General features: G+C 69.2%; 21 protein-coding genes and 4 pseudogenes. 11 read left to right on the forward strand and 14 right to left on the reverse strand.

From position 1 onward, the window contains the following. Window positions 1–37: 37 nt before the first annotated feature. Window positions 38–367: pseudogene (locus tag AB8O64_RS27220) on the reverse strand (hypothetical protein); the annotation flags it as partial. Between the two features lies 1 nt (window position 368). Here AB8O64_RS27220 and AB8O64_RS27225 point away from each other — a divergent pair. The 3 genes and pseudogenes from AB8O64_RS27225 to AB8O64_RS27235 all read left to right on the forward strand — a co-directional run bounded on the left by AB8O64_RS27225 (window position 369) and on the right by AB8O64_RS27235 (window position 6377). Then, complete coding sequence (locus AB8O64_RS27225; protein WP_370421872.1) at window positions 369–1946, forward strand: serine/threonine-protein kinase; 1578 nt, start codon at window positions 369–371, stop codon at window positions 1944–1946. A gap of 77 nt (window positions 1947–2023) precedes the next feature. Next, the gene (locus tag AB8O64_RS27230) at window positions 2024–4222 is read left to right on the forward strand and encodes an AIPR family protein (RefSeq protein ID WP_370421873.1); all 2199 of its coding nucleotides are present in this window, start codon (window positions 2024–2026) and stop codon (window positions 4220–4222) included. Window positions 4223–4244: 22 nt separating this feature from the next. Continuing rightward, window positions 4245–6377 (forward strand): annotated as a pseudogene (locus tag AB8O64_RS27235) (UvrD-helicase domain-containing protein). 105 nt (window positions 6378–6482) lie between these two features. Here AB8O64_RS27235 and AB8O64_RS27240 read toward each other — a convergent pair. The 11 genes and pseudogenes from AB8O64_RS27240 to AB8O64_RS27290 all read right to left on the reverse strand — a co-directional run bounded on the left by AB8O64_RS27240 (window position 6483) and on the right by AB8O64_RS27290 (window position 16119). Next, the gene (locus AB8O64_RS27240) at window positions 6483–7904 is read right to left on the reverse strand and encodes a hypothetical protein (RefSeq protein ID WP_370421874.1); all 1422 of its coding nucleotides are present in this window, start codon (window positions 7902–7904) and stop codon (window positions 6483–6485) included. Between the two features lie 116 nt (window positions 7905–8020). After that, a pseudogene (locus tag AB8O64_RS27245) lies at window positions 8021–8279 on the reverse strand (DNA-binding protein); the annotation flags it as partial. Between the two features lie 16 nt (window positions 8280–8295). Further along, window positions 8296–8444: pseudogene (locus tag AB8O64_RS27250) on the reverse strand (CopG family transcriptional regulator); the annotation flags it as partial. A gap of 528 nt (window positions 8445–8972) precedes the next feature. Then, a complete protein-coding gene (locus AB8O64_RS27255) occupies window positions 8973–9554 on the reverse strand; it encodes a histidine phosphatase family protein (RefSeq protein WP_370421876.1) in 582 nt (193 codons plus the stop codon). Further along, window positions 9547–10308, reverse strand: coding sequence for an SDR family NAD(P)-dependent oxidoreductase (locus tag AB8O64_RS27260; RefSeq protein WP_370421877.1), 762 nt, complete (start codon window positions 10306–10308; stop codon window positions 9547–9549). The genes AB8O64_RS27255 and AB8O64_RS27260 overlap by 8 nt, the downstream gene beginning before the upstream one ends. Beyond that, entirely contained in the window at window positions 10293–11429 is a 1137-nt protein-coding gene (locus AB8O64_RS27265; protein WP_370421879.1) for a hypothetical protein, read from the reverse strand. The genes AB8O64_RS27260 and AB8O64_RS27265 overlap by 16 nt, the downstream gene beginning before the upstream one ends. Continuing rightward, on the reverse strand, window positions 11426–12586 hold the full coding sequence (locus AB8O64_RS27270; protein WP_370421881.1) for a glycosyltransferase family 9 protein: 1161 nt from the start codon (window positions 12584–12586) through the stop codon (window positions 11426–11428). The genes AB8O64_RS27265 and AB8O64_RS27270 overlap by 4 nt, the downstream gene beginning before the upstream one ends. Further along, entirely contained in the window at window positions 12583–13158 is a 576-nt protein-coding gene (locus AB8O64_RS27275) for a phosphoribosyltransferase (protein ID WP_370421882.1), read from the reverse strand. The genes AB8O64_RS27270 and AB8O64_RS27275 overlap by 4 nt, the downstream gene beginning before the upstream one ends. A 46-nt stretch (window positions 13159–13204) precedes the next feature. Further along, window positions 13205–14920: a DUF4254 domain-containing protein gene (locus AB8O64_RS27280; RefSeq protein WP_370421884.1), complete on the reverse strand. Its 1716-nt coding sequence runs from the start codon at window positions 14918–14920 to the stop codon at window positions 13205–13207. Window positions 14921–15000: 80 nt separating this feature from the next. Further along, the gene (locus tag AB8O64_RS27285) at window positions 15001–15648 is read right to left on the reverse strand and encodes a hypothetical protein (RefSeq protein WP_370421885.1); all 648 of its coding nucleotides are present in this window, start codon (window positions 15646–15648) and stop codon (window positions 15001–15003) included. A 3-nt stretch (window positions 15649–15651) separates the two neighbouring features. Then, complete coding sequence (locus AB8O64_RS27290; protein WP_370421886.1) at window positions 15652–16119, reverse strand: NUDIX domain-containing protein; 468 nt, start codon at window positions 16117–16119, stop codon at window positions 15652–15654. A gap of 215 nt (window positions 16120–16334) precedes the next feature. Here AB8O64_RS27290 and AB8O64_RS27295 point away from each other — a divergent pair, with 215 nt between their 5' ends. The 3 genes from AB8O64_RS27295 to AB8O64_RS27305 are packed head-to-tail and all read left to right on the forward strand — an operon-like array spanning window position 16335 to window position 19005. Then, complete coding sequence (locus AB8O64_RS27295) at window positions 16335–17468, forward strand: helix-turn-helix domain-containing protein (RefSeq protein WP_370421887.1); 1134 nt, start codon at window positions 16335–16337, stop codon at window positions 17466–17468. Between the two features lie 24 nt (window positions 17469–17492). Continuing rightward, entirely contained in the window at window positions 17493–18062 is a 570-nt protein-coding gene (locus AB8O64_RS27300) for an isochorismatase family cysteine hydrolase (protein ID WP_370421889.1), read from the forward strand. 4 nt (window positions 18063–18066) lie between these two features. After that, entirely contained in the window at window positions 18067–19005 is a 939-nt protein-coding gene (locus tag AB8O64_RS27305) for an FAD-dependent oxidoreductase (protein ID WP_370421890.1), read from the forward strand. 219 nt (window positions 19006–19224) lie between these two features. On the opposite strand, the gene AB8O64_RS27310 is transcribed toward AB8O64_RS27305, so the two are convergent. Then, on the reverse strand, window positions 19225–19833 hold the full coding sequence (locus tag AB8O64_RS27310; protein ID WP_370421892.1) for an amino acid transporter: 609 nt from the start codon (window positions 19831–19833) through the stop codon (window positions 19225–19227). A gap of 242 nt (window positions 19834–20075) precedes the next feature. Here AB8O64_RS27310 and AB8O64_RS27315 point away from each other — a divergent pair, with 242 nt between their 5' ends. From AB8O64_RS27315 to AB8O64_RS27330, 4 genes are all read left to right on the forward strand, one after another. Further along, complete coding sequence (locus tag AB8O64_RS27315; RefSeq protein WP_130881744.1) at window positions 20076–20483, forward strand: cell division protein SepF; 408 nt, start codon at window positions 20076–20078, stop codon at window positions 20481–20483. A 24-nt stretch (window positions 20484–20507) separates the two neighbouring features. After that, window positions 20508–21755 (forward strand): AAA family ATPase, encoded by a 1248-nt coding sequence (locus AB8O64_RS27320; RefSeq protein ID WP_370421893.1) that lies wholly within the window; start codon window positions 20508–20510, stop codon window positions 21753–21755. Further along, entirely contained in the window at window positions 21752–22123 is a 372-nt protein-coding gene (locus AB8O64_RS27325; protein ID WP_370421894.1) for a nucleotide pyrophosphohydrolase, read from the forward strand. The genes AB8O64_RS27320 and AB8O64_RS27325 overlap by 4 nt, the downstream gene beginning before the upstream one ends. Window positions 22124–22242: 119 nt before the next feature. Beyond that, window positions 22243–22701 carry a DUF6099 family protein gene (locus tag AB8O64_RS27330; protein WP_370421896.1) on the forward strand — a complete coding sequence of 153 codons (459 nt, stop codon included), beginning with the start codon at window positions 22243–22245 and terminating at the stop codon, window positions 22699–22701. Between the two features lie 185 nt (window positions 22702–22886). Here AB8O64_RS27330 and AB8O64_RS27335 read toward each other — a convergent pair whose 3' ends face one another. Continuing rightward, a complete protein-coding gene (locus AB8O64_RS27335) occupies window positions 22887–23063 on the reverse strand; it encodes a hypothetical protein (protein ID WP_356453767.1) in 177 nt (58 codons plus the stop codon). Between the two features lie 247 nt (window positions 23064–23310). On the opposite strand from AB8O64_RS27335, the gene AB8O64_RS27340 reads away from it, so the two are divergent. Then, window positions 23311–24234, forward strand: a complete 924-nt coding sequence (locus AB8O64_RS27340) for an LLM class F420-dependent oxidoreductase (RefSeq protein ID WP_370421897.1) — start codon at window positions 23311–23313, stop codon at window positions 24232–24234. The last annotated feature ends 6 nt before the right edge of the window (window positions 24235–24240 follow it).

Here is a 24240-nt window from a genome sequence, read left to right on the forward strand (position 1 = left end):
GCTCCACGAACCGGGCCCACGCTTCGGATCCGATGGTCAGCACGGGTCCGCCGAGCTGCTTGGAGTCCCGAACGTGGACTGTGCTGGGCGTGGCGGGCACCGAGGGGCGCGGCTTGCCCGTCGCCGCCGCCCTCGCTGACCGCTGGGGCCCGCGCCCCTGCGGGCCGCGGTCCGGCAGGATCGTGTGGGCCGAGTGCGACCGGCGGAGCCACGACGCAAAGGTGGTTCTCGGCCATATGTGACAGACCTTCCCGCCCTCCCCTGGACGGAAGATCGCCACCCCACCAAACTGGTCCCGACATGTCGGGCCGGCCGACACCACCTCGGTATGCACGTCGGCGACAGAAACACGACGGGGCGGGGGCACGGTGCCGCAGCAGGTGATCGCCGGACGTTACGAACTCCTGGAGGAGCTCAGCCACGGCGGCATGGGCGACGTCTGGCGCGGCTACGACGCCGTCCTCGACAGGCCCGTCGCCGTGAAGCTCATCCGCCCCCAGGCCGTCACCTCGCCGCAGATGGCGGACGAGCTGGCCAAGCGGTTCCGGCGCGAGGCTAGAATCACCGCCCGTATCCAGCACCCCGGCGTGCCGCAGGTCTACGACGCCGTCCTCGACGATACCCACGGGCGGCTGTTCCTCGTCATGGAGCTGGTCGAGGGGGTCCCGCTGTCCGCCTACGTGGGCCTGGCCCGGCCGCTGCCGGTGAGCTGGGCCGTGGCCGTGGCCGCGCAGGTGGCCACCGTGCTTTCGCACGCCCACGAGGTCCCGGTGATCCATCGCGACCTCAAGCCGGGCAATGTCCTCGTCGCCCGCGACGGGACCGTGAAGGTCCTTGACTTCGGCATTGCGGCCATCCTTCGCACCGACGCGACCAAGCTGACCGCGACCGGGAGCCCGATCGGGACGTCTCAGTACATGGCGCCCGAGCAGGTCCGCGGCGGGCGTGTCACGCCGCGGACGGACCTGTACGCGCTCGGATGCGTCCTGCACGAACTGCTCGCCGGGCGCGCCTTGTTTCAGGCGGACAGTGAGTTCGCGCTCATGTACCAGCACGTCAGCGCCGCCCCCGCCCCGCTCCGGCAGCTGCGCCCCGAGGTCCCGGCCGACCTGGAAGAACTCGTCCTGCACCTGCTCCAAAAGGCTCCGGAGGCGAGGCCCGCCGACGTCCAGGAGGTGTACGAGCGGCTGCGGCCTTTCCTCCCCAAGGCGGGCCAGGAACCGGCGCCCGGCGAGAGCGGACCGGCCGGAGCACCGGACCCGACCGGGCTGTTCCGCCACCCGTACGCGCCCCGATCCCGCCCCCGGCCGGTGGTCGCCCAGGCGCTTCCCGGGGAGCCGGCCCCGGCACCCGTCCCCGTACCGGACGGACTCAGGGCGGACATCAAGGAGGCGTACGCGCACTCCGACGCCCTCCTCGAAGAGGAGCGGTTCGCGCAGGCCGCGGAGGTGCTGAGCGAGGTCATCGAACCGGCCGCCCGAGCCCTCGGCACCGACAACCGGCAAGTGCTCGAGCTGCGCATCCAGCGAGCGGCGATCCGGCTCCTCGGTGGGGACTACCGTGCCGCTCTGCCCGAGTTCACGGCGCTCACCGACGCGTACGGGCGCATCGCGGGACCCGCGAGCGAGCGGGCCCGCGCCTGCCGTGCCCAGGCCGCCCGCTGCCGCGCCGAACTCGGTCAGGTGACGGAGGCGCTCACGGCACTGGAATCAGTGCTGGCCGTCGTCCGGTCCGTCGACAGCGATGCCAGTGAGGAGGCCCTCGAACTGCGCCGTGACATCGGCATGCTGCTGCTCGCCCAGGGCCGCGCCGCCGACGCCCTGGGCGTTCTCGAACCGCTACATGGCGACCTGAACGTCATCTACGGACCCGCGGACGAGCTGACCTCGGAGATCGCCGAGGCGCTGTCGCTCATACGGCTGGATCTTGACGGCCAGGCGCCCTGAACGCCGTTCGGCGGGCGGTTCGGGGGCCAGCAAGGTGGTGGGGCCGGTCGGTTCCGCCAAGGGGAGGGAACAAGAGCATGAACGCACAGCAGGCCAAGGGGGGCCAGCCTGATCTCAACACCCAGGTGAGGCAGGTGGGCAACGCCCTCCAGAAGGTATACGGCGATCTGCTGGATACCAGCGATCTGGTGGCCAAGCACTCGGGGGAGGCGTTCGAGACGCGCCGCACCTCCAGGGCGCTGGCCGCGCATGCCGTGCGGATTGTCACCGGGTTCAGCCCGGAGGAAGCCGCCGCCACCGTCATCGACGGGGACCTCGACCAGGGCATCGACGCGATCGCGGTGGTCGAGGGGGTCAAGCCGCACGTGTACCTCGTCCAGAGCAAGTGGAGCGCGAAGGGATACGCCAAGGGCGACCGCGAAGCCGTACTCGAACTCCTCGCGGGCTTCAGGCTCATCGACGAGGAGAACTTCGCCCCGTTCAACCCGCGGGGGCGCAGGCTGGCCGAGTACGCCAAATCCGTCATGGACCGGGGGACCGTCCCCGTCACCCAGGTCGTGGTGATGATGCGGCCCGACATGCCCGGCGACGGCTTCATGCAGGCGATCAGGAACGGCGAGGACGAGTTCAACCGGTACGGCGACGTCCTGGGCCACCGGATCATCCTGGCTCCGGAGATCTGGGCTTCCGTACGAGCCGACCAGGCACCCGAGCCGGTGGTCCTGACCGCCGAGCTGTTCCCCTGGTTCGGCATGGGCTCCGACGCGCTGTACGAGTCCTACCAGGGAGTCGTAGACGCCGAGCAGGTCGCCGACTGGGCGGAGCAGCACGGGGCGAACCTGTTCAACCTGAACATCCGCAAGCCCCTGGGCCGGACGCCCATCAATAATTCGCTGATCGCCACCCTTACCGAGGAGCCGGCCAACTTCTGGTACTACAACAACGGCATCACCGTGCTCTGCGATCGTGTGGAGAAGGTCGAACGGTCGGCACGTGCTCCCCACCAGAAGCCCCTGATGCTGACCCTGTACAACGCCAGCGTGGTGAACGGCGCCCAGACCGTGCGCGCGGTGGCGGAGGCGCTGGAGAAGGAGGACGCGGCGGCCGAGGCCAAGATAGGCGTACGGATCATCGTCACCCACGCGGCCCAGGAGTTCGCCAGCGACACCACGCACGCCACCAACCGCCAGAACAGCGTGGGCGACCGCGACTTCGTCGCCCTCGATCCCGTCCAGGGGGACATCCTGGACGAGATGCGGGCGGAGCTCGGCCTGGAGTACGGGGTTCAGCGCAGCGAGGTCGACCTCCCCGAGGAGTCCGGCTGCACCGTGGTCGAGGCTGCCGTTGCTCTGGCCTGCGCTCATGCTGACAGCCAGTACGCGGCCCGGATCGCGTTCGCCCTCGACCCGCTGTGGGAGCGCGGCCCGCAGGGGGTCTACGACGTGCTGTTCCGCCCGAGGCCGGGTGTCTACCTGCTGTGGAACGCCGTCCAGGTGGTCCGGGAGGTGCGCCGCTCCCTCCTCGACCTCCGTAAGCGCTACGAGGGCAGGGCCGCCGCGCTGACGGAGCACGGCACGTACCTGCTGGCCCATCTGATCTTCCGGCTCCTCGACACCGAGGGGATCGACGAGCCCGACACCAAGCTGACCTGGGCCGGCGACGCAAAGGCGAAAACCAAGGAGATCGTCGAGCGGCTGTTGCCCGTCACCATGCAGGTCATCGACGGGCTCTCCGAGCGGCGCCCGCAGATCCGAGCCGTATGCGCGGACGTCGACCGATGCCGGGAGGTCTCCGAACGGGTCGTGGAGGTTATGACAGGGGGCAAGGACGGCTCCGCTCCGGACACGTACCGCCGCGTCCGACCCACCCGTAAGCGTCGCCGCCCCAACGCCGTCCAGGTCCTCGTCGACAAGCGGGTACTGCCCGAGGGCGAACCGCTCGCCCTCAGCACGGCCTACCCGACGGAAGCCGAGGCGCTTAAGTACTGGCTGGCGGACGACCCACAGCGATCCCGGGCCACATGGACCAACCACCGGACGAAGCCCATCGTCTGGGCCCACGACGGCAAGCAGTACTCGCCTTCCGGACTGATCACCCTCATGTGGGAGCAGGCCGCATGGGCGGAACGGCCCGTGGCCAACCAGGGCACGGCCCGCTGGGTCACCTCATCGGGGGACACCCTCGCCGATCTCGCGTGGCGGACGCTGGGCGACCTGGAGGAGCCGGACGAGTCCGACGAACCGAGCCGCCGGGATGCGGACGAAACCGACCAGTAGAACCACGGAGGAGAAGCCCGCCATGCCCCGCCTCGCCTTCGACATCGCCTTCTGCGCCCAGCTCCCCAAACTCCAGGGCACTGTGCGCAAGGGGGTCTTCGACGCCTGGGAGAAGTTCGAACGGCTGACGCTCGACCGGTTGTTCAAGGATCCCGGTCTGAAGCTGGAGTCGCTCAGAGGCGCCCGAGACCCGCACATCCGGACGATCCGGATCGACCGGGGCACCCGAGGGGTCGTGCTGGCACCCGACAGCGGGGACACGTACGTCCTGCTGCGGGTGCTGCCGCACGACGAGGCCAACGCTTGGGCCGTCAAGCAGAAGGCGAGCATCAACACGGTTACCCGGGCGGTCGAGATCCGGGACATCGCCGTCCTGGACGAGCTCACCCCCGCGTACGAGCGGATCGCGCCCGCCCCCGAGCAGCGGCTTTTCGCCCGGTTCTCGGACGGGGATCTCTCAGCTCTCGGCATCGACGGGACGACCCTGTGCCAGGTCCGGGTCCTGACCAGTGCGGAGCAGCTGGAGGCCTTCGCGCCGTTCTTCCCCCAGGACCAGAGGGAGGTACTGGAGTACCTGGCCGCCGGCTTCACCGTGGAGGATGTGTGGCGCGAGGTGGTCGCAGTCAACCTGGCCGCCGCCGACAGCGCGGAGCCCGTGAACCCCGCCGACTACGAGACCGCGATCCGGCACACCCGCACCCGTATCGCCCTGGTCACCGGGTCGGACGAGCTCCGGGAGATCCTCGACAAGCCCTTCGCCGCGTGGCGAGTCTTCCTGCACCCGTCCCAGCACAAGGTGGCCTACCGGGCCTCCTACTCCGGCCCGGCCCAGGTCACAGGAGGTCCTGGCACGGGCAAGACGGTCGTCGCCTTGCACCGTGTACGCCACCTGCTCGGCCACCTGCGTGACGGTGACCGCATCCTGCTCACCACCTACACCAACGCACTGGTGGCCGCCCTGCGTGCGGGCCTCGCCGAGCTCGTCGACGACGTGACGCTCCGGGACCGGGTGGACGTCATGACCGTCGACGCGTTCGCCGGGCGGGTGCTGTCCACGTCGCACCGGCCCCTGCGCGCCGACGAGGAGCCGGCTCGCTGGCAGCAGGCCGCCCGGGCCGCGGGCTTCACCGGGAGTCCGCAGTTCCTCGCCCAGGAGTACAGGCACGTCGTCCTCGCCCAGAACCTGCGCACATACGAGGAGTACGAGGCCGCCGAGCGCAAAGGGCGGGGCAGCGCGCTGCCCGTGGCGGCCCGGCCGCCGGTGTGGGGCGCCGTCGAGGAGTTCACCGCCCGGTTGGCGTCCGACGGGCTGCGAACCTACCTCGGGACCTGTGCGGAGGCCGCGGACCTGCTGGAGCGGACCGGGCCGTGCTACCGGCATGTCGTCGTCGACGAGGCCCAGGACCTGCACCCCGCCCAGTGGCGCCTCCTGCGCGCTGCCGTCCCGGTGCGCCCGGACGACCTGTTCATCGCGGGCGACCCGCACCAGCGGATCTACGACAGCAAGGTCTCCTTGAAGGCGGTCGGGATCAAAGTCGCGGGCCGGTCGGCGAAGATGCGCAAGAACTACCGTTCCACGCACGAGATCCTGAGTTGGTCCACCGCGCTTCTCGTCGGGCGCCCCTTCGCGGAGCTTGAGGACGACGGCCGCCACGAGACCCTGCTCGGATACCGTTCGGCCCTGCACGGGAGCGGCCCCGAGACACACGCAGCCAGCACCACGGAAGCGGAGCTGATCGCTCTGGTTGCACGCGTCCGCGGCTGGCTGGATGACGGCATCGCCCCCAACGACATCGGCGTGAGCGCCCGCTTCAACCGCACCTGCGAACAGGTGAGGGAGCGCCTGTCCGCAGCCGGCATCCCTGCTCAGCGGCTACGGGCGGACCGGCCGGAGGTGGCCGGCGCGGTGAACGTCGGCACCATGCACTCCTTCAAGGGCCTGGAGTACCGGTGTGTCGCGGTCGTCGGGGTCCATGACGGCGCTGTGCCGTAACCCAAGGCGGTGACTCCCGTGGACATCGACCGTCTTCAGCACGAGGCTGATCTGTTGGCGGAACGCTGCCTTTTGTTCGTCGCCTGCACTCGGGCCCGCGACGGTCTGTACGTGTCCTGGGCGGGGGAACCCAGTCCTTTCCTCTCGACGACTGGAGTGTGAGCCGGAACGGATACGCAGCAAACGGCAAGACCCCGCCCTCAGCATTTCCACTGGTGACGGGGTCGCTGCCTTCGGCGTCCGGCGAGAGAGTGGTACGACTGGCTCTCAGCCAGCCGGCGGGCCCTGTTTGTAGGTGCGGTGGAGATAGGTTCGACGTTTGGCGCCCCGGTCACGAGTACGTGTCTGGCGGGCACGCACTGACTCGTCGCTTGATTCCGTAGCCACGACAACGCTGTGGCCGTCATCAACACGCTGCTTGACCAAGGCGTACAGCTGCTCCCTTGTGGTGCCGACAGTTCCGGCGAGCCCGTGCTTGACCAGATCGATGAACTGGGTCCCGGTGAGGTGCCGTTCCACTTGGTCGTATCCGAGGATCCGCGTGGTGCTGCCCGCCCGCTTGCCGCGTGTGCAGTCGTCATCCAGTAGGAGCCGTATGTACGAGACGGGCAGGTACATGCCCGGAGCGAGCCCTTGAACCGGTTGCGGACTAGTGCTCTGGGGCCAATGAGCGAGCTTCACGAAGCAGGGGTCATTACCGAGACGCCATTCGCTTGGCTGTGCCGGAGGCCTACTCAGTCTGGCCACGTCTTCTAGCCGGTCGAGTTGACTTCTTAGGCGTGCGTCCACGTAGATCGAGCGAGCGTCCTTGCCGAGCCGTTTGTACTGCACGAAGACAAAGCTCTTGGTCGACTCGTGGTAGTAGAGCATGTCAGTGCCGAGGCGCGATTCCACCGGTGTGGCATTGACGTTGACGACTTCGAGCCGCCGTCCTGATGCGTCGTGAAGCACGTGAATGTCGCAGCGGACAGTGTCACCTTGCTGCCACTCGCTGAACATCCCGAACGCCTCGCCTGCGATGCGGACATCGTAGTCGATGAGGCTGTGCTCTACGGGTTGTGGAATCAGTCCGGCGGTGTAGGGAGCATCTACTGATCGCGGGCGTCGCCATGCGGCGAGTGCGGAGAGCGGGAAGTCAGCGATACGTAGCAGGCTGCCTGTCGCGTCGCGTTGCTCCTGCCATGACAGGTCGGCAGGGCTGTCTCCAAAGGCAGGAGGGTCGGCTTGGGCAATCAGCCAGTCGAGTAGGGAGCCAAGTCTGGGCCACCTCGCACGTAGTGCGCCTTCCAGGGACTGCCATATGGTGTCGATGCATGCGCCGACTGTGCCCAGCAGCGAAGCACGGTCGAACTCCTGGCGCAGAGGAGCTGGCAGATCACGGAGCAAGCCTTCAGAGCCATCGAGCGGGATGGTCTCTAAGCATTCCCGAAGCGGATCGACAGTAATGCTCTTTTCGACAGCCCCCACAGTCCCGTGTCGAGCCACGATTCCTATCCACGCAAGCCACCGGGCTCGTTCGCGGTTGGGTTGGGCTGGGGTTTCGCCGACCAAGAGCACGATGGGTGGTCCGTCGAGAGCCGCGTCGATATTCAGGCTCTTTGGGCGGGACTTAGTCAGGCGTTGCTCAATTCTGAACTTTCCCTGATTGGCGTCGAGTTCTTCCGAACTTAGAGTCACGATGAAGGCCACGTGTGGACTCTATCCCGCTTGCTGCGGCCATGGATCAGGTCGGACTGGTTCTCTGTGTTTGGCGGCTCTGCGGTGGAGCGTTGGGAGGGAGGCTATGTGCATCGAGGGGGCGATGTTCAGAGCTTGATGACGGCGAGGCGAGTGCCGCACAGCGCGGGGATGTCCTCGGGGCCGGAGGTGAGGCTCGTGACCGGCCCAGGGGCGGCCCATGCAGTGGCATCGATGGCGTATTCGTGGCCGTGCGGACCGGCGTTGGCGAGCAGGGTGGCGGCGTGGCGGGCGTTCGGTTCGGTGATTGGCTTCACGACGAGGCGGGAGAAGTGTCCTCTCCAGGGCCGGGCGGTTGATGCGAGAACGGACCACTTCGACGAGGGTGCCGCGGGGGAGCGGGTCACGCGGCGTCCGCTCCATGCCCCGTCTGATTGCGTCGTGCCCGGTTGAGCTCGCCGCGCAGGGCTTGGGTCTCATCGTCCGTGACGGGTCCGTGCTCAGCCTCAGCGACGGGGTGATGAGTTCGCTGAGGCTGTTGCGCTCGATCTGGCAGGTCAGGCCGCGGCCACGTTGTGATCTCATGCGGTGCGGTACCCAACGGCGGCCAGTCTGGGAGGACCCTTAGGGATGCTGCGACGTGCGTTAAGAGCCGCCCGTTGCGCCCGAAACGCACATTGATCACGAATCTGATTTCGGTCGCGCAAGTCTCTGACCTGCGGTTTTCTCCAACGTGTTTTCCGTTGACGTGGTTCCGATGACGTACCGCGTGGACTGCGTGGCGATCCTGAAGCCGGTGGCTAAGGAGGCGTGAGCGGAGCCTCCCGGCTGAGCATCACGGGCGTTACCGTACGGTCAGCCTGCTGGGCTGGCTTCGTATAGGAATGGCCTTTGCTTCGCGGTGAGTTCAACGTGGTCCTCTCTTATCCGCCGGTCCTTGGATCTACCCGCACCCTGCCCCTCTAATGGGTTGCCGTACATGAAAGGGGTGCGCCGAGGGTGAGGCGCGCTCTGCAGCCGTGGTTCTCCGTGGCACGACGTCTCGGAAATCCGCACGACAGGGACCGCTCATAGGGCAGCTCAGTGAAATGGTGGGGGCACTGGCCGTGGGGTAGCTAACAGGCGGCGCTCAGCGAACTGCCAGGGGGCTTTCGCGGCGGTGGTGAAGGCGGCCGGGCCTTCTTGGAGGTGGGTGAGGACTCCGAGGAGGAGGGTGTGGGAGACGGCCAGGAGGCGGCCGTGGCGTTGGGCGGTGTGGTGGAGGAAGGCGGCGCAGTGGCGGGCGCGGGTGTGGAGGTCGGCGAGGCTTTCGCCGTCTTCGCAGCGGAGGGTCGGGTTGGCGAGGCGGCGCGCTCGCCAGGCGCGGTAGGCCTGCGGGTAGGTCTCGACGGTGCGGCCGAGGACGATGCTGGGGGCGCGCCACTCGGCGAGGAGACCGGATGTGGCGACGATGGGTAGGCCCGTGAGGTGCGAGACGAGGGTGGCGGTCTGGCGGGCGCGGGGGACCGGGCTGGTGACGATGGCGGTGATGCCGGTGGGGAGGGGCAGAGAGCGGCGTACCTGGTCGCGGCCTTCCACGGTGAGGGCGGCCTCGTGCGGGGCGTGGTAGCCGGGTCGGTGGCCTTCGTAGGCGCCGTGGCGCATGAGCCAGATGTCAGCCAAGGATCCAGCCTCCGTCGACGCGCAGGGTCTGGCCGGTGATGAAGCCCGCGTCGTCGGTGGCGAGGAAGGCGACGGCTGCGGCTACGTCGTCCGGGCGGCCCCGGCGCTGGACGCACTGACGGGCGAGCTGCCTGGCGGTCATGGCCTTCGGGTCGTCGATGACGGTTTCCTCGGCGGGGACGCGGATGGAGCCGGGGGCGAGGCAGTTGGCGGTGATACCCGCAGGGCCGAGTTCGCGTGCCAGGGCGCGAGTGAGGCCTTCGAGGCCGGCCTTCGCGCTGATGTAGCCGGCGAGCTCATGGCGGCCCGCCGTGGCGAGGACGGAACCGATCGTGATGATCCGGCCCCAGCCGGCGGCTGTCATGGAGGGGGTCAGTTCGTGGGCCAGGAGGTAGTGGCTGGTCAGGTTGGTGGCCAATGCGTCGTCCCAGTGGGACGACGTCGTCTCCGTCCACGGTCGGCGGGGATAGGCGCCGGCGTTGCTGACCAGGATGTCGATCGGGCCGAGCCGGTCGTGGGCTTGGTGACAGAGGGCGTGTACGGCCTCGTCCTCGCGGAGGTCGGCCGCCAAGGCGACAGCGATGCCGCTGCTGCTGGTGATGTGGGTGGCGAGCTCGACTGCGGCCCGGTCGTCATCGAGGTGGGCGAGGGCGACGGTGGCGCCGTCGGCAGCGAGGCGGTGGGCGATGGCCGAGCCGATGCCGCCGGTCGCTCCGGTGACCAGGGCAGTGCGGCCTTTCAGGGGGCTGGGCATGGCGACTCCAGCGGGCAGAAGTAGACGGTGGGGTCGAAGGCGGGGCTCATGGCCTCGGCGAGCCGGGCGAGGAGGACGAGCCGGTCCTCGGGGGCCAGTTCAGCCAGGTTGTAGACGCCGAGGATGCGCATGGCCAGGTAGGGGCGGAGCAGGTTCGCCAGGTCCGCGCCGGGCCAAAGGTGGTCCGCGACCGGCCGTACGAGCTGGGACCAGTACGCGGTCACGGCGGTCCGCCGGGGAGCCGAGAGGCGCGGGGTGTAGTCGATGTGGATAGTGCTGGTGGTGTGGTCGACGTCAGTTCGCCGGAGCTTGGGGGTGTTGGCTGGGACGTAGGCGAAGATGGAGGGGTGGTCGGTGAAGGCGGTCGGGTTGTACGTGGGCACGAGCCAGCCGCCGAGGGCGGAGACATACCAGAGGAAGTTCGCGAACTCACCGGGGATGCTGTTCATCCCGGCGGTGTCGTAGTCGAACCAGGCGAGCGGATAGGCGAGGTTGACGTCGGTGGGGTCGCCCTGGGTGAGGGCTGCCCAGACCGGCTCGGCCGTGGCGAAGTGGGCGCGCAGCCAGCGGAGGGTGGCAGCCCAGTCCAGGTGATGCCGGCGACCGTTGACGCTCAGCATGTACGCGTTGAGGCGAGAGAACGGGACATCGACTAGGCCGTCGGCGACCGGGAAGTCCGTACCGGCGTAGTACGTGTCGAGCCTGCCGCCGGGCGCCGCGCGGCCCCCGTACAGCTTGCGCACGACATGGGCCGGATCGGTCGGCCATGCCGTCGCGAGGATGACCTCACGGTACGCGGCCGTGAGCTGGTCCATGTACGTATGGAGACCGCCGCTCGGCTCGTCCGCGTTCAGAAGGTCGAGCAGAAGACCCTGGTCGGTGCCGCCGGCGAGACGTTCGTACGCGAGGAGATGCCCGCCTGGCACGCGCAGGTGGGCGTGGAGGGCGGGGACGCGGTAGTGCCGGGCCAGGCGGGCATGGCCGCGGATCTCCTCGCGGGCTTCGGCCGGATCGCGGTTGTACTTCACGAGCAGCGGGCGGCCGAGGATGTCGACGGGACAGAGCAGGTTGCGGGTGAAGCGCTGTGTTGGACCGAGCCGAAGGGGACTCCGGATGGTCATTGCCTCACCCCGTTGAGCAGTTCGAGGCAGACCTGGGCCAGAACGGCGGGCGGGAAGGCGCCCATGTGAACGTCCGCCGTGTCCGGGGCGATGGCGTCGCGGACGGGACAGAGGTCGCCCTGGTGCATGCGGTCGGACAGCTCGGTGGCAACGGCGTGGTGGTGCGGCAGGCCGGTGCGCCACTTGCTGTGGCTGTGGCGCGAGTACAGGCCGACGACGGGAGGGCTGCTGCCGTTCTGGCTGCAGGCCATCGCGGCGAGGTGGGTGAGGCCGGTGTCGTTGCCGACGACGAGGTGGCAGTGCGGGTATAGGTCGACGAGGTGGTCGATCGACACCCCGTCGAGGCGCAGGGCCTGCACGTGGCGCCGAGGGGCTTCCGAGGTGATGCGGAGGCCGTCGGCCGGGTTGCCGCCGATGAGCAGCAGTCGGGCTTGGGCCTGCTGGGCCTCGGCGATGTGTTCGGCGAGGGCGATGTAGCGCCGGACGGTGTAGTCCTTGCGCTCCGGCCAGCTGGTGGCGGTGATGGCGGCGAGAGTCAGGCCGCCCAGCCAGCCCACCGAGCGTAGTTCCTCCACGAGTTCGTTCGGCCCGGTCGCGAGGGTGGGAGCGAAGGGCGTTGAGTCGGCCAGGCGGATGCCCAGGCGGCGCTCCAGCGCCAGGTAGTGACGGGCGGGCAGGTCCGGGTGGGCGCGGCTGTCGCTCGACCAGCAGGGCGGGGTGGCCGGGTCGAGCACTAGCCTCACCGCCGCCTCCGAGCCATGTGTCTCGATGCCGGTGCGGTCGCCGATCACGGCGCGCCAGCCGCTGGGCCTGGCGGTCTGGGGCTTGGTGATCAGACCGGCGCGGGCGATCAGCCCCGCGTACGGGCCCACCGCCCGAACGGCCACGCGAACCGAGCGCAGCCGCAGCCAGTCGAGGACCGCGCGGACCCCCGATAGCGCGAGAAGGGTGTCGCCGAGTTTCCCATCGAAGGCCACCACGATCTCGCCGCAATCGCTCAGGCGGTGGACGAGCTCAGCGGAAGGGGCGAGCGGGAGCGGCGCGCCGATGGGAACGCTGTCACGGTCGTACCCGAGCGGGGTGGTGTGAATGGCCCCGGCGGCGACGGTCAGTGAACCGTGATGGAACCGGATCCCGGCCGAGGCGACCGCTGTCACGCCGCCCCCTCGATCGTGGTGAGGGAGACCAGTGGCAGGCCGAGGTCGCCGAGCAGGTCGCGTGCTCCGCGGGTGGTGTCTTCCACCAGGCAGGCCGCTGCCAGCGGGACGGCACCAGCCTCGCGGAGACGGCGGGTGAGGTCGCTCAGGGTCCGGCCGGTGGTGATCTCATCGTCCACGACAACGATGCGCTGACCGGGGGCGATGCCGTACGCGAAGACATCGGTACGCATTGCGTGGGGCTCGCTGAAGCGGACCGCGCCGTCGAGTGGGAGGTGTAGCTTCCAGGCAATCTTGTACGGCAGATGGGCGGCGCCGGCGAGGGACACGGTCGGCAGGATGCCGCCGGCGTCCAGGCCGAGGAGGAAGTCCACGGCCCCGAGTCCCTCCGGCACCTGCTCTTGGAGTAGACGCCACAGGTGGGCCCCGGTGGTGGCGAGGACACCGGGGTGGACCGGGTCCTCCAGGCCGTCCAGGGAGTGGATGACGCGCTCGCGGCGGCTCGTGGCGCCGACGCTGAGGCGTTCGACGATCCGGGCGGAGAAAGACGGCACGGCGACGGTTTCGGGCATGGCGAAGCTCCTGGCGGGGCGAGAGGGAGGAAGAGGAAGCGGCTGTTCAGGCGGCGAGCTGGGCGGCGTACCAGGTGAGGAGCTGGTCGACGGCCGCGGTGACGGGCTTGAGGACGGGCTCGGTGTCGCCGTCGCGCCAGGCGCTGGAGATCTCGGCCAGGGAGGGCACCGCGAGGGCGGGCAGGCCCGGCATGCGGGAGGCCGAGGCGAGGATCCTGTCTGGGCCGGACTCCCACTGGTTGTGCTCGCGGAGGAGGAGACGGCAGGCCAGGACAAGGTGCTTGTAGAGCTGCCGCAGGGTGGCCTGCTGAGCATCGGCACGCAAGCGGCGCATGGTCAGGATGACCTGGGGGAGTTCACGGACGCCGGCGAACATGAGCTCGTCGCGGGTGATGGTCGGCAATTCGAGGTCGGGGGCGGCATGCAGGACGGGGCTGCCCTGCCGGACCTGGTGGAGGGCGAAGGCCAGGCGCGGGGTGAGGCGCCAGGCGGTAAGTTCGCCAGGGCTGACGAGGGTGGGGCCGAGGGACGCAGCACTGCCCAAGGCCGTCCGGTACTGCTTCAAGGCCTCGTGCACCCGACCCATGACTTCGTGTTCAGCGATCAAGAGCAGGTCCAGGTCTGACCAGCCGGCGATCCAGGTGCCCTCGCCGGGGCTGCCGGTCAAGGCGGCGAGTCGTACGACGGGGCCGTATGCCCGTACGGCGTCGGTGAAGTCGGCCGTCGCCGAGGCGACGGCGGCGGGGAGGCCCAGCCCGTACGGGGTGGCGACGCGCAGCACTGTGGCGGCGGGCGGGGTGGTGATGCGCCGGAGCCGGGCACGGAGGGAGGCGATGCTGCCGATGTTGTCGATCACGTGGTCGGCGAGCGCGGCGACTTGGTGGGCGCCACGGCTCATCTTGATCTCATCCTTCGCGGCGACGGCCTGGGCGGACGTGCCGGACCGCTCGACGCGTACAGCGAAGGAAGCGTCCAGGTAAACGATCTGGAGCCTGTCGCCCATGAGCTGCTTGAGCTCGGCGATCGACGCGTCGTCGTGGACGGACTCGATCGTGAACAGCCGTGTGTCGACGTGGGCGTCCGCGAAGCGGTTCAGCTCGCCGAGCAGCAGCTCGGCCTGCCGGCGGACCGACAGCGCGTACGGGTCCGCGAGTCCCTCCCGGTGGGCCGCCTGTCGCAACAGAAAGCCGATCTTGAGGCGCTGGGCACCGCACGTGCGCCGTAAGAACTCGGCGCTGGTGCTCTTGCCGCACTCGCTCAGCCCGCCGAAGGCGATGACCCGGTACAGATGCCGACTCGGCGTGATCTCCGCGGGGGCGGCGTCGTCCCGGCCGTACAGCTTGAAGCGGGCCGGTACGGGAAGTCGGCGACGGCCGGCGACCACATCGGAGACCAGCGCATCGAGGGCGGCGCACAACTCTTCCCGTTGGCCGTGGAGGGCGGGGACGCGCCGACGGGCCAGCTCGTGCCGGGCCGCCGCCCGCTCGCTGTGCCAGATCCGCAACGTCAGCACCGACAGACGGTCGACGACGGAGGCGAGCGTTTCGGTGTGCAGCGGCGCGGCGGCGCGGCCCGCGTCTGCCAGCGAGCCGAGGACCTCGTCGGCCCGCTCGGCGAGTCCGTTGCGTTCGGCGTTGAGCTGGTCGATCTCGCGCTTGCAGTCGGCGACCTGGGCGGCAGAGAGCAAGGCGCCGCGCACCCGGTCCTCGGTGTCCCACAGGCGCCCGTTGACGGTGTGGAGCCGGGTGACAGTGTTGTCCAATCGATGCTGATCTTTGTCGTGGAGCGTAGCTATGGCGCGGGTCAGGCCCGGCGGTAGGACAAGGGGTGGGGAACTCTCCGTCATTGGGCTCTCTCATCGGTGAGTTGGCCGAGGCCGAGGTGATCAATCACGTCGGCATGGACCTCGTCCAGGGAGCGGTCCTCGCAGTCCACGACAGCGGTATACACGCCGTGGTCGGCCTGGTGGAGCAGGACCGCATGCAGCGTCTTCTGGTAGACCGGGTAGATCCCGGTCCAGGGGCGGCCCTCGCGGGCGTTGGTGATGGCATAGCTGCGCTGGGCGTCGAGGGACGGCAGCAGAAGAATCGAGGTCTCCGGCGCTTCGGCCCTCGAACGGACGATGCCCGCCACGGTCCTGAACGCCTCGCCTACTGTCAGCCCGTCCTTGACCACGCAGGTCGCGGTGGCCACGGCGAGGAGCATGGACAGGCCCCGGTCCAGCAGGCCCGTACGCCCGGACTCGCGGGCGGCGGCTCGCTTGGCGTGACCGGCAAGCAGCAGCTCGGTCAGCTCGACGGTCGTGGACGTCTCGAACCACCACCGGGCGTAGTCGCCGGCTGCCACCCGCGCCCACGGCTCGGGGTCATGCTCGTGGACCGCGCCCAGCGGCTGGAGGCCGTTCCACCGCTCGGCCAGCCGTACCAGGTGGGTCGTCTTGCCCACGTTGTCGGGGCCGTTGAGGCTGACGAAGTCCGGGGCCCGCGTCATCGCTCACGCCTCGTGGATCTGGGTGTCGAGAACGGAGACGATCGCGTCCGTGTTCGTAGCGATGAACTCGGCAAGCTCCGGTGGCATCAGGTTCAGCTCACGGACGGCCTCGGCGGTGAATGGCACCCGAACCACCTCGTACCCGCCCCGCTCCGGCTTGGCGAACTCCGTACCCGTACGCGCGGCCAGGTCCATCGACTCCAGGCGTGCGGCGAAGATGTGCTGCACGCCGACGCCGCCTTCCATTTCGTCGGTGATCAGGTGAACGAGCTCGGCGCGCTCCAGCTTGCCGCCCAGCTCCTCGAACACCTCGCGGTGCAGGGCCGCCTGGATGGTCGCGTCGTCCTCCTCGACCCCTCCGCCGACCGATACCCAGTACGGCTCCCTCCCCGGCTTGGTGCGCTTGATCAGAATCAGCTCGTCGCCGTCGAGGAGGATGGCGCGGGCGTTGCGCTTGACGACGTCGGTCATGCCGTTTGCTCCTTCTGGTCGTAATGCATGAGAGAACGGGCGGAGGGCCGCCTGGTGGCGGTCGGCGCTCCCCCGGCTCGGTGGACTCAGCATGGCGGAGGTTGGTGGCAGGGCGTGAGGTAGGAACGCTGCAGCAATGCCGCACCCCTGCTGAACATGTCTGGCTACGCTGACGGTTTCGGCGTTTCACCGGACGGCGGACAGGGGGTACGACGGTGGTCACAGTGCAGCGATGGTCCGGCCGGGAAGCCCGGCTGTTACGCGACGCCCTGCGCATGAGCCTGCGGGACTTCGCCGCGTATCTGGGTGTCAGTGACCGGACCGTGTCGAACTGGGAAAGCGGGGGAGCGGGTTACCAGCCGCGTGTCGAATCCCAGGCGGTCCTCGACACGGCACTCGGTCGGGCGTCGGACGGCGCGAAGGCACGGTTCGCGGCGGCCCTGGGGGCGAACGGCGCTGTTCAGCCCGTCACAGGCCGGATCGGAGTCGACTCCCACAAGTTCCTGCCGGTCTTCGTCGGCGTCGAGCGCACCCGCCAGCTCCGGGCACACATGACACTGAGCGTGGACCACCAATGGCTGGAGTCCTCCTCGGCTCGAGTGGATCATCCTGAAGCTCAAACCTGCGTCTTGCACGTTTTCGCGTGCGGGGTAGCCGTCTTCCACCTCGTCCAACCACACGAGCCAGCCGCGCTCACCGAACTCGCTGTCTGGCGCTATCGCTCGTACGCCTCCGACCTGCCCTGGGCGCGAGACAAGCTCCGCGATCTCTTGGACGAGGACCACTGCGGGATCCCCAACCCCGAGTACGTGCTTTCCCTGTACTGGCTCGCTTCCGGCCCCTGGGCCGGAAGCGCCTACGACACAGCCCTACGCCTGCTGTCCACGCCCTCGGTCCTGGTCGACCGCGGTGCTCCAGGCGGACCCGCTCCCCTGGACGGCTCGGTCGAGGAGTCGTTCCTCGCCACCGGCTTCGACCATCCCGACATCGTGTCTTTCGGCGTACGTGGAGTCTCCACGGGTTACGCCGGCTGGTCCGGCGTCGCCTACGCCCCTCACTCCCGCGAGCGCAGCCTCACCATCGACGAGCTGGTCACCTGCGAACTGACCGTCCAGGCCCTGTGGTGCTTCACCCGACACGTCCAGCAGATGATCGAGGACGGTCAGGACCCCTCCATGCCCGAGCAGTACGGGTGGCGCTTCCTGCGGGCCGCCCACTCCCGGCTCACGACGGCCCGAGCTCAGGAAACCGCGCAACACGTCCTGATGCGGGAGGCCATCATGAAGACCAGCGGACTGGTCGAACGGCTGCGCGCCGCACAGGACGCTCTACGTGAGAGCGTCGGCTGAGAACACGGGGCAGGAGAGGCAAGGATGGATATCGGCAGCGCCGCGCTGGTCGTGATCGACATGCAGGACGGCTTCGTCAACCACCACAGTTGCCACGCCGTGCCTGCGGTCGCTGACCTGATTGCCCAGTGGTCCGCCGCCGGTCGGCCCGTGATCTTCACCCGCTATTTCAACTACCCGGACAGTCCCTACGAGCGCTTCTTCCAGTGGCACCGGCTGCAGGAGCCGCCCGAAACCGACATCGTCAGCGAGCTCACTGAAGCAGCCGCTCGGGCACACGCGGTCGTTGACAAGACGGGGTACACGCTCTTCACCCCCGAGGCCACCGATCTGATCAGCAAGGCCGGCTGGACCAGCCTCGTCTTCTGCGGAATCGCCACCGAAAGCTGCGTTCTGAAGTCCGCAGCCGACGCCTTCGAACATGGTTACGCTCCCTGGATCGTCACCGACAGCTGCGCCAGTGACGCCGGCCCGGACGTCCACGACGCCGGTCTCCTTGTCGCCCGCCGTCTGATCGGAACCGGCCAACTCGTCACCACGGAGGAAGTGGTGGGACAACTCACTGCGTACGCCGGGGCCGCAGTGCTGGAATAGCCCAATGGCCGACACACCGTCCTGCACCGGTTCGCTCGCCAACCCCGACACAGACCTGCTCATCATCGGTGGTGGCCCGGCCGGCTGCGCCGCCGCCCGCATGGCCGCCAGCGTCGGCATGTGCTCGATCCTGATCGAGCCGGACGTGCTGTGCCGCAACCTCTACCGCATCCCGGCCCTGAACAACGTCCTCGGCGGTTACGCCAGTGGCTCCGAGCTCGCCGACTCCATTGCCGCGGAACTGGAGAGCACGGAGCTGTGCCGCCTCGAACTGGGCCGGCACGTAACCGAACTCCGCGCCGACGATGACTACGTCACCGTTGCCCTCGACTCCGGCGCTCGTCTCACCGCTCCCTACGCCATCGTTGCCACCGGCGTCGGCCCCCTCCAGCCCCGCGACGTCGCCTGGATCACAGCCGCCGACAGCCTCACCCTCCCCCCGCTCTGGCGGGCCGAGGCGGACGACGTCGAGGGCCACACACTCCTGGTCCTCGGCGGCGATCGCCCCATCGGCACCTTCCTGCGTGCCAACCCGGCCACCGACACCCGCCTGCTCGTGGCGTACCCGACGACTGACGAGTACAAGATCGAGGAGGTACGCGAGGACCCTCGCGTCACACTTCTGCCCGTCGAGCACCTGACGTTGAGTCCTGGAGAAGGGACCACGGTGACAGCGGAAGCGGTGGACTTGGACGGCGCACGGCACGCGGTCACGGTCGAGGCCGCCTATCTCAGCATCGGTAGCGCGCCCACCGCCCCGTACGGTGACCTGATCCGCAGTGCGGACGGGTATTGCCCGCCGACCGACCAACACCCCCGCATCATCGTGGCCGGCGACCTCCGGTCGGCCCGCTTCCAGCGGATCATGACGGCCCTGGGGTCCGGCAGCGAGGCTGCGCTGCACGCCTACTACGCGGCCAGGGATTTGCTTGCCAAGGGCTGAGACACCTCAGCGCGATGCGGTGACGATGAGGTTCGGAAGAGAATCGCCGTGACTCGCGAGGCCGAGGCAGCGTCGCCGCTGTCGTCGCTTAGGGCGTGCATTTCCTTCTCGTTCGGCGGCGCGTGGCCGAAGAAGGACTCTCATAGCAGTTCCCGGCAGTGAAGATCGCTCCCCGAGCAGGCCGCAGTGCGTGAGGCCCAGTGCTCACGTTCGGCTGACCTACAGGAGCCGTCGGAGCCAGGGGTGGTGCGGCGCGATCACCATGATCGCGTCCGCCAACCAGGCTCGTGCCGACGCGTCCAGCAGTGGCAGTGCCGCGTCGAAATCGGTTTCGTCCTTGCCCCGGGTCGCCTTCGCCTTGTAGAAGAGCTGGACCTCCGGCGCGAGGTGCGGGACACCCGTATCGCTCATGCGACCGAGCCGGCTGACCGGGAGCCGGATTTCCGGACTGCGCCGTGAGACCCACTGGGTGCCCTCGGCTTCGTCCAGCATGAGCTGCATCGACCAGGGAGCCTCCGCCGCGCGGCGGCACCAGATGTCGTGGAGCGGCGACCGAAGGGTCTCCGCCGGGCGCCACGGTCGCAGCTTTCCCTGGCCAGGAGGGTCCGCCACGTACAGGTCCCAGTCGGCCAGGAGATCACGCGCGCGGGCCTGGTCGCGGCGGAGGACGAGGACGTCGACGTCGCCGTGCGGGCGCAGGTCACGGCCGACCGCGAGCTCGATCGCGTATCCGCCGGCGATCCACCACGGGAAGTCCGCCTCGGCGAACACCGCGGCCACACCCCCGGGACGATCCGGCGCCCAGCGTCCCAATGTGTCAGCACTCACCCGCCCATACTCTCAGCGATCAGCCTCTGGACGGGGAAGCCCAAGCCGGGCCGACAGCGGAGCAACCGCCGGGCGGCGTGCACCGACCAGTCCCACCCCCGTCCGTCACCACGTGATCCCCGCCATGTCCCGATTCGTCGCCGAAGGCGACACCCGTGCGTGTCATTCGGCGTAGTGGCTCGAGATTGTCCCTAGGATTGTGGGATGTACATAGCCAGCACGTTCCCCGGAGGGGTGGTCCGGTGAACAGGTCCGAGGCCACAGACGAGCAGTGGGAGGGCCTGGCCGAGGTCGTTCCGTTGCGCGGTCATCACGCATGGCCGTCCTGGCCCAATCATCGGGCGCTGCCCGAGGAGGAGCCGGAGCCGAATCGGCGTCAGCTCGTTGTTCTGCGTGTCCAGATCTTCGCGGATGCGCGCGAGGTCGCCGAGTATCTGATCGCGCGGGTCCCGGTGCTGCTGGATCTCACCAGCGCCGACTCCGACGTCGCCAAGCGGATTCTCGACTTCTCCAGCGGCGTGGTCTTCGGTCTGGGCAGCGGTATGCACCGTGTCGATACCAATGTCTTCCTGTTGGCCCCCGAGGGGACCGAGGTGGCATCGGGATACCCCGATCGTAGGAAAAGTGATCAGATGAAACGGTTTGGCTGACCGGTAGCCGCATACGGTCCGGGCATGGACGCAAGCTGTGCCCGACCGGCCGCAGGCCCCCCTTCTCAGCTTCCACAGGCTTCTCAGCTTCCACAGCACCTATCCAAGCCTCCTCAGGTTCCTCAGCAGGCTTCTCGGCTTCCTCAGCGACCCGCGGTCACCGAACTGCGGTTGTCCGCCTTCAAGTCGCATCGCAACGCCGTCTTCCCGCTCGGACCGCTGACCCTCTTCAGAGGAGGGAGCGGCAGCGGCAAATCCAATGCCCTCCAGGGCTACGAAGTGCTCGCGCGGCTCGCGGGCGGCGACACGCTCGAAGAGGCCCTCGCCCCCGTGGCCGGTGGACCTTCCGCCTGTGTGCCGCAGCAGGCCCGGCCCGACGCGCAAGGGCGCCGCGGGTTCCGGATCGGCTGCACCGTCACGGGGCCGGCGGGTCCGGTGCGGCTGGATGTGGCTGTACAGGCCGAACCCGTGCTGCGGGTCGTCGGTGAGCGGCTGACCGGTTTCGGGGAGACCCTGCTGTCCACCGCGCTGCGTGATCCGGGGCTGCGGACGGTCGAGGCCGTCTGGCACACCGCGGGCGCGGTGCCGGTCACTCGCGCGCCGCTGCCCGACGACCGGCTCGGCACTTCGCTGCTGCCCCTGCGGGTCGCGGGCAAGACCGCGGGGCAGCGCATGGTCCTCGACGCGGCCGAGCAGGTGGTCGTCGCGTTGCGCTCCGTCTTCCCCTGCGACCCCCGGCCGGAGCTGATGCGCATGCCGGCCGCCGCCCGCGACGGGATGTTGCGGGGGGCCTGCGACAACGTCGCGGCGGTCCTGGGGCGCACCCGTCACGAGTGCGCCATCCGGCACGGACTGCTGGTCACCGCGGCTGGCGCGGGTTGCCGGGGGCCGGTCGAAGGGCTGACGGTCGAGGAATTGGACGGCGGCTTCTTACGGGCCGTGCTGGCGCGGAAGGCGGGTGCGGCGACGCCCTTGGAGCGGCTGGCGGACGGGGAGCTGCGCTACCTGGCCCTCTGCCTCGTCCTGTTGACCGGGCCCGGAGTGCTGGCCGTCGACCAGGCGGCCGAGGTACTGCCGGCGCTGCAGACACTGACCGTGCTGGCGGACGGGCTCGACCGATGCCTGGACGAGCGGCAGGCGCGGGAGCTGGTGGGGCTGGCGGCGCGCATGTGCGAGCGGGGGCACATCCGGCTGGTGGGCACGGTGCGCGGGGCAGTGGGGGAGGAGGCGGCACGGGCGGCGGGAGCGTCGGTGGTAGACCTGGGACCGTGACCGAAGATCTCAAGACCTTGCAGCAGAGGCTGGCCGCGTTCGCCGCGGCGCGCGACTGGCAGCCGTTCCACACCCCCAAGAATCTCGCCGCCGCGCTCAGCGTCGAGGCGTCCGAACTGGTCGAGATCTTCCAGTGGCTGACGCCGGAGCAGTCGGCGCGGGTGATGGACGTCCCCGAGACGGCGGGGCGGGTGGAGGACGAGGTCGCGGACGTCCTGGCCTATCTGTTGCAGTTCTGCGAGGTCCTCGGGGTCGACCCGCTGGCGGCGCTCTCGGCGAAGATCGACCGCAATGAGAGCCGGTTCCCGGTGGAGGGTTCGGCGGCGGGATCACGGTCGGACGACAGCCCTCGTCACTCTCCGGAGTGATTGAGATATCCACAGCGCATCTGGTATCCACAGATTTCTGAATTCCCCTGGCTTTTCCGGCGGTTAGTCATCACTCTGGGTAGTGAGGAGCGGGCAGTCGGGAAAGTGGGGGACCGGGCATGGAGGCAATGCGGCTCATCAGAGCCACCCGGCTCGCCCTGGCGCAGGCCAGGGCGGTGCAGGACATCGTCATCGAGGCATGGCAGACACAGGCACTGGCGGAAGCGATCGGTGGTCATCTCGCGGTGCACGGGCCCTTCGAGGCCCGCGCGGCGGCCGGCGGTCTGAGCGAGGCGGGAGGCCGGGCCTATGGCGCGCTGCGCCAGGGTGCGGCGCGCGAGGGAGCCTTACGAGCGGCGCAGCTGTCGGAAGTGCGCGACCCCTGGGCGGTGTTGACGGCGCTGGGCGGACTCCTCGGCGAGGTGGGCATAGCGCTGGTCGGCGTCGCCTGCGCCTCCGAGGAGGACGGCCTGTATTGGCAGTGCATCGAGGCGATAGACGCCGCCGACGAAACGAGTGACCGGGTGCGCGGCCTGCAAAGGCGGCTCGCGCTGAGGGAGCGAGGAGGGGCGGCATGACGCGGCGCAATGCCAACGATCACGGAAGGTGTCACGACGTCGCCTACTACGGCTCCCCGCAGATAGCCGACGACACGGGCGCTACGGTCGTCGGCCGGCGCGTCGGGCGGACGGCCGACCGTGTCCGCGCCCGGAGTGCCGGCCGCCGGAGCATGCCACTCACTCGGCGACCTCAGCGGCCGCGGTCAATCGGCCGACGGGCGCTCGCCGGAGGACTGGAGTTCGGCGTCGAGCTGCGACAGATCGGCGGTCAGCGCCGCCATCAGCTCCTCCATCTGCTGCAGCAGGCCCTTGGGTGGGCCCTGCGGCTGTGGAGCGGCCTGTGGCGGTGGTGCCTCTTCGGGCACGGTCTCCTGGGTCATCGCGGCCTCCTCGGCCCCGGCCCGCCCGATGCGGGCAGGCGGTGTCGCGATCGTCGCCTCCGGCGACGGACACCGGTGCGCGGGCCGGGCGGTCCGGCTCCGCCCGAGCCAACGATCACCGGGCGCGCCGGACACTGGCGGGTGCCGCGTCGCCCGACGGGCGTGACGGAATTTCACCCGACTGGGGAGGGTGGGGCGAAGGAGGTGGTGGGCGGTTGACGCGGGCCCGGGAGTGCAGGATGGAGGCATGGATCTGCGCATCTTCACCGAGCCCCAGCAAGGGGCGAGCTATGAGACCTTGCTCACCGTCGCCAAGGCCACCGAGGACCTCGGTTTCGACGCCTTCTTCCGGTCCGACCACTATCTGGCCATGGGCTCCGCCGACGGGCTGCCCGGGCCGACCGACGCCTGGATCACCCTCGCGGGCCTCGCCCGTGAGACCAGCCGGATCCGGCTGGGCACGCTGATGACCGCCGGTACCTTCCGACTGCCCGGGGTGCTCGCCATCCAGGTGGCACAGGTCGACCAGATGTCGGGCGGCCGGGTCGAGTTGGGGCTGGGTGCGGGCTGGTTCGAGGAGGAGCACCGGGCGTACGGCATCCCGTTCCCGAAGGAGAAGTTCGGACGGCTGGAGGAGCAGCTGGAGATCATCACGGGGCTCTGGGAGACGGGGCAGGGCAAGACGTTCACGTTCGACGGCACCTACTACCAGCTCGCCGACTCCCCGGCGCTGCCCAAACCCGCCCAGACCAAGGTGCCGGTCCTGATCGGTGGCCACGGCGCGACGCGTACGCCGAGGCTCGCCGCGAAGTACGCCGACGAGTTCAACATCCCCTTCGCGTCCATCGAGGACAGCGAGCGGCAGTTCGGCCGGGTGCGGGCGGCCGCCGAGGCGATCGGCCGCAAGGGGGAGGAGCTGGTCTACTCCAACGCCCTGGTGGCCTGTGTCGGCAAGGACGACGCCGAGGTGGCGCGCCGGGCGGCGGTCATCGGCCGGGAAGTGGCCGAGCTCAAGGCGAACGGGCTGGCGGGCTCGCCGGCCGAGGTGGTCGACAAGATCGGCCGGTACGCGGCGATCGGCTCGTCCCGGATCTACTTCCAGATTCTGGACCTCGACGACCTCGACCAGCTGGAGCTGATTTCCTCACAGGTCCAGCCCCAGTTGGGCTGACCTCCG

The sequence above is a fragment of the Streptomyces sp. QH1-20 genome, assembly GCF_041283565.1.
GTDB classification, from domain to species: Bacteria; Actinomycetota; Actinomycetes; order Streptomycetales; family Streptomycetaceae; genus Streptomyces; species Streptomyces syringius.

Bases quoted from the DNA above. Each gene is read 5' to 3' on its own strand.
- AB8O64_RS27230 (WP_370421873.1), top strand. From the start codon at position 2,024: ATGAACGCACAGCAGGCCAAGGGGGGCCAGCCTGATCTCAACACCCAG.
- AB8O64_RS27260 (WP_370421877.1), bottom strand. From the start codon at position 10,308: ATGCCCAGCCCCCTGAAAGGCCGCACTGCCCTGGTCACCGGAGCGACC.
- AB8O64_RS27265 (WP_370421879.1), bottom strand. From the start codon at position 11,429: ATGACCATCCGGAGTCCCCTTCGGCTCGGTCCAACACAGCGCTTCACC.
- AB8O64_RS27275 (WP_370421882.1), bottom strand. From the start codon at position 13,158: ATGCCCGAAACCGTCGCCGTGCCGTCTTTCTCCGCCCGGATCGTCGAA.
- AB8O64_RS27285 (WP_370421885.1), bottom strand. From the start codon at position 15,648: ATGACGCGGGCCCCGGACTTCGTCAGCCTCAACGGCCCCGACAACGTG.
- AB8O64_RS27290 (WP_370421886.1), bottom strand. From the start codon at position 16,119: ATGACCGACGTCGTCAAGCGCAACGCCCGCGCCATCCTCCTCGACGGC.
- AB8O64_RS27300 (WP_370421889.1), top strand. From the start codon at position 17,493: ATGGATATCGGCAGCGCCGCGCTGGTCGTGATCGACATGCAGGACGGC.
- AB8O64_RS27305 (WP_370421890.1), top strand. From the start codon at position 18,067: ATGGCCGACACACCGTCCTGCACCGGTTCGCTCGCCAACCCCGACACA.
- AB8O64_RS27320 (WP_370421893.1), top strand. From the start codon at position 20,508: ATGGACGCAAGCTGTGCCCGACCGGCCGCAGGCCCCCCTTCTCAGCTT.
- AB8O64_RS27330 (WP_370421896.1), top strand. From the start codon at position 22,243: ATGGAGGCAATGCGGCTCATCAGAGCCACCCGGCTCGCCCTGGCGCAG.
- AB8O64_RS27335 (WP_356453767.1), bottom strand. From the start codon at position 23,063: ATGACCCAGGAGACCGTGCCCGAAGAGGCACCACCGCCACAGGCCGCT.
- AB8O64_RS27340 (WP_370421897.1), top strand. From the start codon at position 23,311: ATGGATCTGCGCATCTTCACCGAGCCCCAGCAAGGGGCGAGCTATGAG.